Genomic DNA, 6,000 nt, shown 5'->3' with positions numbered 1-6,000 from the left:
CTACTTTTCCTACTTTGTCAAGAACTTTTTTTCAACCTATGCAAATTCTTGGAAGACGATAGAAAGCTCCCTCAGTAGGGCCTTGCGTCCTCTGAAGATTTCTCCTCCCATGAGACGGTCCACCAACTCTTGTTTTTCCTTACTCTGCTCGGATTTGTATGTCTTCAGAAGTTCGTGAAAGAGATAATAATCATCCAGTCTCAGCCCTTTTTCTCCTAAGCGGTGACTAATCTCACTCACCTCCTCATAGGGTTCTTTATCGAAACGACGCTTGTGACTCTCCTGTTTACGGATGTAATCTAGGATACGATTTCGGAATTTAGTTTTAAAGCAGACATATAGTTGGTGGCGTTCACCCGCTAGTAACTCTGGATGATGACTGATCAGTTCATAGAGGCACATCATACCTTCCTGATCCCAGTCCTCTATCTCCCACAGATGGAGGTGATAATCTTTTCGACACTTATGGACAATCCCTTTGCTTTCTTCGTACAATTCTTTTAGATTCATAGATCTCTCCTTTCTGCCTTTAGTCTAGCAGAATGCGAGAGCCTATGGGTCTCTTTCCTCTATTCTATACTTCTTCCGCCCTCAACGGCACATAAAAAGAGAGGCAGCGCCTCTCGGGGGTTATAATTCTGCAATTTGGTTGAGATTCACTTCTGCAATCGTATCATTACCAAACATAGAAATCATCATCTTCACTTTGTTGTTATCAATTTCAGTAATTTTACCTGTGTAGTCTGCAAAAGCACCATCAATGATTCGGACGGTTTGACCAACTTCAACGTCAATGTCGAACTCCTGAACAGTTTGTCCCATTGAAACCAGAATATCACGGATTTCTTGTTCCAATAGTGGGGTTGGTTTTGATCTGTTCCCATGTGACCCGACGAATCCTGTTACGTTAGGTGTGTTTCGAACAACGAACCATGCTTCATCTGTCATGACCATTTCTACAAGGACATAACCCGGAAAGCGATTCTCTTCAATTTCTTTTTTCTTTCCATTTTTCTCAACTTGCACAGTTTGTGTTGGAATCTCAACGCGTAGAATATTATCCAACATGTTATAAGTTTGCGCACGTTGCAATAGATTTTCTTTTACCTTATTTTCATAGCCAGAATAAGTTTGTAGAACAAACCATCCCTTGTCAAAACTATCCATGATATTTCCTTTCATAATAGAAGAAAGCTAGCAGAAGTTCTCCGCTTTTCTTCTAAAAAATGTTAATAAATCGAATCAAACCTGAAACAATCAACTGGTCAAAAATGTAAATAATGACCACAAAGAAGGCTGTGTATTCCATAATAGAGCGAAAATCTCTCCAGCTTTCTTTGCGAGTTGGCCAAGTTGTTTCTTTAAGAAGTTTAAAAATATCCTTAATAAAACCCATCGTTCTCTCCTATCTCGTTTCTCTATGTGTCGTATATTTTCCACAATGTTTACAAAATTTATTTACTTCTAGTCGTGTTGGCTTGGGGTTCCCACTAATTTTGATTGAGTAATTCCTTGAACCGCAAACTGCACAAGCTAGGCTTGCTTTTTTTAGTGCCATAACGCCTCCATCTTATCTATTATAACAAGAAACCTAGGCTTTGACAAGCCTATTAGCGAAATAGATTGAGGATTGAGTCCCATATTGTCTGGGCTTTTTCTTTTATCTTGGCTTCTGAAATCGCCCGACCTGCTTCATCTACAAGATTTTGAGCACGACTACGAATATCTCCTAACGGATCTTCTGTCTGATTTGTTTCATTTTCAACGACTTGTTGCTTGGTATTTTCTGGTTCAATACCATTTTGCTTATAGGCATTCTCAACCGTAAAGGTGCTGCCAGGAGTGTAAGGCAAGATGGTGTTGGCCATGCTTCTAAAGACATGGGCAGCGCCATTAGATGTCGAACCTGCTAAATAATGGTTCTCATCTGTCGTTGGGAAGCCAAGCCAGTGGCTAATTACCACATCTGGAGTATAACCAATCACCCACTGGTCACTGGTATATTCCGGATTGAAAACAGCCTCAGTAGTACCTGTCTTCCCTGCCATAACATAATCTGCTGGCGATGAACTAATCCCTGTCCCATTAGTAAATGTTCCTAGCATCATACTAGTCATTTTATCGGCTACCGACTTATCAATCACTCGTTTTTGAGAGTTCTTATGACTCTTGATGACCTGACCACTGGCATTTTCAATACGAGTGATGAAATGCGCCTCGGGCATCAGACCTTCGTTAGCAAAGGCTGCATAGGCTTGTGCCATTTGGAGAGGATTCGTCTCTACTCCTCCACCTAGGGCAACTCCGAGAACGCGGTCAACTTTCTCCATATTCAGACCAAATCTCGTTCCAGCTTCAAAAGCCTTATTGATCCCCAAATCATTTACAGTCGCAACCGCTGGTAGGTTGAGTGATTCTGCCAAGGCTTGATACATAGGTACTTCAGGAGAAGTCTTAATGCCAGCATAGTTGTCTACTTGATAACTGTCATACTGCATGGTGTGGTTGTCCAGTTGCTTGTTCAGAGCCCATCCAGCTTCCACAGCTGGAGTGTAAACGACCAAAGGCTTAATCGTCGAGCCTGGGCTGCGTTTAGACTGAGTTGCATAGTTAAAATTACGGAAGCCTGATTTGTCATCACCAGCTACGCGTCCGACAACTCCACGCACCCCACCCGTTTTAGGCTCTAGAGCAACACTACCTGATTCAGCATGCATTCCGTCTTCTGCCGTTGGAAATAGCGCAGTGTTTTCGTAAATAACCTGCATGTTTGCTTGATAGTTTTGGTCAAGTTCTGTATAGATTCGATAACCGTTGTTGACAATCTCTTCTTCTGTTAGATTGTACTTAGAGACTGCTTCGTTGACAACTGCGTCAAAATAGGATGGGTAACGATAATCAGAAATCTTACCTTCATACTTATCTTGGAGTTGAGAAGCCATATCTACTCCAGCTGCTTCCGTTTCTTGATTTTTATCAATATAGCCTGCCGCAACCATGTTTTGTAATACAGTATCCCTGCGGTTAGTTGAATCTTCAATGGAATTCAAAGGATTATACAACTCTGGCCCCTTAAGCATCCCGGCTAGAGTTGCCGCTTGATCAAGGGTTAATTCCGCAGCCGATACACCGAAATATTTCTTACTCGCATCCTCTACACCCCAGACGCCATTCCCAAAGTAGGCGTTATTGAGGTACATAGTAAGGATTTGCTCCTTGCTGTATTTTTTTGTCAATTCTAAAGCTAGGAAAAACTCCTTGGCCTTCCGTTCAACGGTTTGGTCCTGAGACAGATAGGCGTTTTTCGCCAACTGTTGGGTGATGGTAGAACCGCCTCCAGAACGACCTGCTGTGACAATAGCTAGGAAGAACCGACCATAGTTAATTCCGTCATTTTTGTAGAAGGAACGGTCCTCTGTCGCGACGACAGCATTCTGCAAGTCTTTACTGATATCTGTCAGCTCAACATAAGTTCCCTTTTGACCGGATAGGGCGCCAGCCTCTTTTTCTTCGCGGTCAAAAATCAGAGTTCTTGTTTTCAAGGCATTCTGCAAGTCATTGACATTAGTGGACTTGGCTATAGCAAACAGATAAGTCCCCACCAACAATCCTGTGCTCAATCCGATGATAAGAACAATTTTTGTTAAATGATAGCGACGCCAGAATTTCCGAATCGGACCTACATGGCCTAGTTTTTTTCTATCGCTCCGTGAACGACGCATACTAGTAGAATCAGACTCTGCTGATTCACTCGTTTCTTTTTTAAAGAGAGAAAGGAACTTCTCAAATAATTTATCTAATTTCATGCGTTTATTTTATCATCTTCACCATAGGAACTCAAGAATTTAGCTATTCCCTATCCAAATAGACCTTTTTTTGTTACAATATCTGTATGCAATTCACATTTACATTACCATCATCCCTGCCTCAAATGACGGTCAAGCAATTCCTAGAGGAACAACTCCTCATTCCTAGAAAAATCCGCCATTTTCTAAGAATCAAGAAGAGCATCTTGATCAATCAAAAACAAGTTCACTGGAACGAGATGGTCAAACCAGGGGATATTTGCCAATTGACTTTTGACGAGGAGGACTATCCCCCAAAAGAAATCCTTTGGGGCAAGCCAGACCTCGTTCAAGAGATTTACCAAGACCAACATCTCATTGTTGTCAACAAACCCGAAGGCATGAAAACTCACGGCAATCAACCAGATGAAATCGCCCTTCTCAACCACGTCTCTTCCTACGTTGGTCAAACTTGCTATGTTGTTCATCGTCTGGATATGGAAACAAGCGGTTTAGTGCTTTTCGCTAAAAATCCTTTTATCCTTCCCATTCTCAATCGTTTGTTGGAGAAAAAGGAAATCGCTCGTGAGTACTGGGCACTCGTAGAGGGGCAAGTAGGGAGTAAAGAACTTATCTTCCGAGATAAAATCGGTCGTGATCGACACGATCGCAGAAAACGAGTGGTAGATCCCAAAAATGGGCAACATGCCGAAACCCAGGTAAGTCGATTAAAACAATTTCCAAATAAGACTTCTCTTGTTCGTTGCAAACTAAAGACCGGTCGAACACATCAAATCCGTGTTCACCTTTCTCATCACAAGCACCCTATCTTGGGCGATCCTCTCTATAACTCTAGATCAAAAACGAGCCGGCTCATGCTCCATGCCTTCCGACTATCCCTTACCCATCCACTCACCTTAGAAAAGTTGAGCTTCACTGCCCTTTCTGATACATTTGAGAGAGAATTAAAAAAGAATGGATGACCGCTAAATCATCCATTTTGTTTTATCTAAAAATAGAAAAAGCAAGACCTATTAGTCTTGCTTTTATCGACTCATGAATTATTTAGCGATTTTTGCAAAGTATTCAAGAGTACGTACAAGTTGTGCAGTGTATGACATTTCGTTGTCGTACCATGATACAACTTTAACCAATTGTTTGCCGTCAACGTCAAGAACTTTAGTTTGAGTTGCGTCGAACAATGAACCGTAAGCCATACCTACGATATCTGAAGATACGATTGGATCTTCTGTGTATCCGTATGATTCGTTAGCTGCTGCTTTCATAGCTGCGTTTACTTCATCAACAGTAACGTTCTTTTCAAGAACTGCTACCAATTCAGTAACTGATCCAGTTGGAGTTGGAACACGTTGTGCAGATCCGTCCAATTTACCGTTCAATTCTGGGATTACAAGACCGATAGCTTTAGCAGCACCAGTTGAGTTAGGAACGATGTTTGCAGCACCAGCACGAGCACGGCGAAGGTCACCACCACGGTGTGGTCCGTCAAGGATCATTTGGTCACCAGTGTAAGCGTGGATAGTAGTCATCAATCCTTCTACAACACCGAAGTTGTCTTGAAGAGCTTTAGCCATTGGAGCCAAGCAGTTTGTAGTACATGAAGCACCTGAGATAACTGTTTCAGTACCGTCAAGGACGTCGTGGTTAGTGTTAAATACAACTGTTTTAACGTCGTTTCCACCAGGAGCAGTGATAACAACTTTCTTAGCTCCACCTTTAAGGTGTTTTTCAGCTGCATCTTTCTTAGCAAAGAAACCAGTTGCTTCAAGAACGATTTCTACACCGTCAGTAGCCCAGTCGATTTGTTCTGGATCACGTTCAGCAGAAACTTTAACGAATTTACCGTTAACTTCGAATCCACCTTCTTTAACTTCTACAGTACCGTCGAAACGACCTTGAGTTGTGTCATATTTCAACAAGTGAGCAAGCATAACTGGATCTGTAAGGTCGTTGATGCGAGTAACTTCAACACCTTCTACGTTTTGGATACGGCGGAAAGCAAGACGACCGATACGGCCGAAACCGTTAATACCAACTTTAACTACCATTAGTGATTTCCTCCTTATGAAAATCATGAAATTTTTATTGTGAAAAGAGTAACTTGAATCACTACAAATCACCTTTCAACGAACCTATTATATAACTATTTGAGCTTAATTGCAAGTGCTGACCTTGATTTTCTATGTCAGTTTCT

At 41.8% G+C, this 6,000-nt stretch carries 7 protein-coding genes; 1 reads left to right on the top strand and 6 read right to left on the bottom strand.

The features are described 5' to 3' along the window. Positions 1-36: 36 nt before the first annotated feature. The 5 genes from ADI74_RS10545 to pbp2a form a co-directional block, all read right to left on the bottom strand. Positions 37-510 (bottom strand): hypothetical protein, encoded by a 474-nt coding sequence (locus ADI74_RS10545; protein WP_049538760.1) that lies wholly within the window; start codon positions 508-510, stop codon positions 37-39. A 120-nt stretch (positions 511-630) separates the two neighbouring features. Further along, positions 631-1,167, bottom strand: a complete 537-nt coding sequence (gene nusG, locus ADI74_RS10540; protein ID WP_000376729.1) for a transcription termination/antitermination protein NusG — start codon at positions 1,165-1,167, stop codon at positions 631-633. A gap of 52 nt (positions 1,168-1,219) precedes the next feature. Beyond that, the gene (gene secE / locus ADI74_RS10535; protein ID WP_000505776.1) at positions 1,220-1,396 is read right to left on the bottom strand and encodes a preprotein translocase subunit SecE; all 177 of its coding nucleotides are present in this window, start codon (positions 1,394-1,396) and stop codon (positions 1,220-1,222) included. 9 nt (positions 1,397-1,405) lie between these two features. Next, positions 1,406-1,558 carry a 50S ribosomal protein L33 gene (gene rpmG / locus ADI74_RS10530; RefSeq protein WP_001809375.1) on the bottom strand — a complete coding sequence of 51 codons (153 nt, stop codon included), beginning with the start codon at positions 1,556-1,558 and terminating at the stop codon, positions 1,406-1,408. A gap of 52 nt (positions 1,559-1,610) precedes the next feature. After that, a complete protein-coding gene (pbp2a, locus tag ADI74_RS10525) occupies positions 1,611-3,806 on the bottom strand; it encodes a penicillin-binding protein PBP2A (protein WP_049538759.1) in 2,196 nt (731 codons plus the stop codon). 86 nt (positions 3,807-3,892) lie between these two features. Between pbp2a and ADI74_RS10520 the strand changes: the two genes are divergently transcribed. Continuing rightward, a complete protein-coding gene (locus ADI74_RS10520) occupies positions 3,893-4,768 on the top strand; it encodes an RluA family pseudouridine synthase (RefSeq protein ID WP_080980415.1) in 876 nt (291 codons plus the stop codon). Positions 4,769-4,846: 78 nt separating this feature from the next. Here the strand turns inward: ADI74_RS10520 and gap are convergent, their stop codons facing one another. Next, entirely contained in the window at positions 4,847-5,854 is a 1,008-nt protein-coding gene (gap, locus tag ADI74_RS10515) for a type I glyceraldehyde-3-phosphate dehydrogenase (RefSeq protein ID WP_000260681.1), read from the bottom strand. Positions 5,855-6,000 lie beyond the last annotated feature (146 nt).

It is taken from the genome of Streptococcus pseudopneumoniae, assembly GCF_001074565.1.
In the GTDB taxonomy this organism is placed as follows: Bacteria; Bacillota; Bacilli; order Lactobacillales; family Streptococcaceae; genus Streptococcus; species Streptococcus pseudopneumoniae_J.
This window is presented reverse-complemented; position numbering and strand designations above follow the sequence as displayed.

What these genes read in the sequence shown, in the direction of transcription:
- nusG (WP_000376729.1), bottom strand. Translation starts at nt 1,167, where the DNA reads ATGGATAGTTTTGACAAGGGATGGTTTGTTCTACAAACTTATTCTGGC.
- secE (WP_000505776.1), bottom strand. Translation starts at nt 1,396, where the DNA reads ATGGGTTTTATTAAGGATATTTTTAAACTTCTTAAAGAAACAACTTGG.
- rpmG (WP_001809375.1), bottom strand. Translation starts at nt 1,558, where the DNA reads ATGGCACTAAAAAAAGCAAGCCTAGCTTGTGCAGTTTGCGGTTCAAGG.
- ADI74_RS10520 (WP_080980415.1), top strand. Translation starts at nt 3,893, where the DNA reads ATGCAATTCACATTTACATTACCATCATCCCTGCCTCAAATGACGGTC.
- pbp2a (WP_049538759.1), bottom strand. Translation starts at nt 3,806, where the DNA reads ATGAAATTAGATAAATTATTTGAGAAGTTCCTTTCTCTCTTTAAAAAA.
- ADI74_RS10545 (WP_049538760.1), bottom strand. Translation starts at nt 510, where the DNA reads ATGAATCTAAAAGAATTGTACGAAGAAAGCAAAGGGATTGTCCATAAG.
- gap (WP_000260681.1), bottom strand. Translation starts at nt 5,854, where the DNA reads ATGGTAGTTAAAGTTGGTATTAACGGTTTCGGCCGTATCGGTCGTCTT.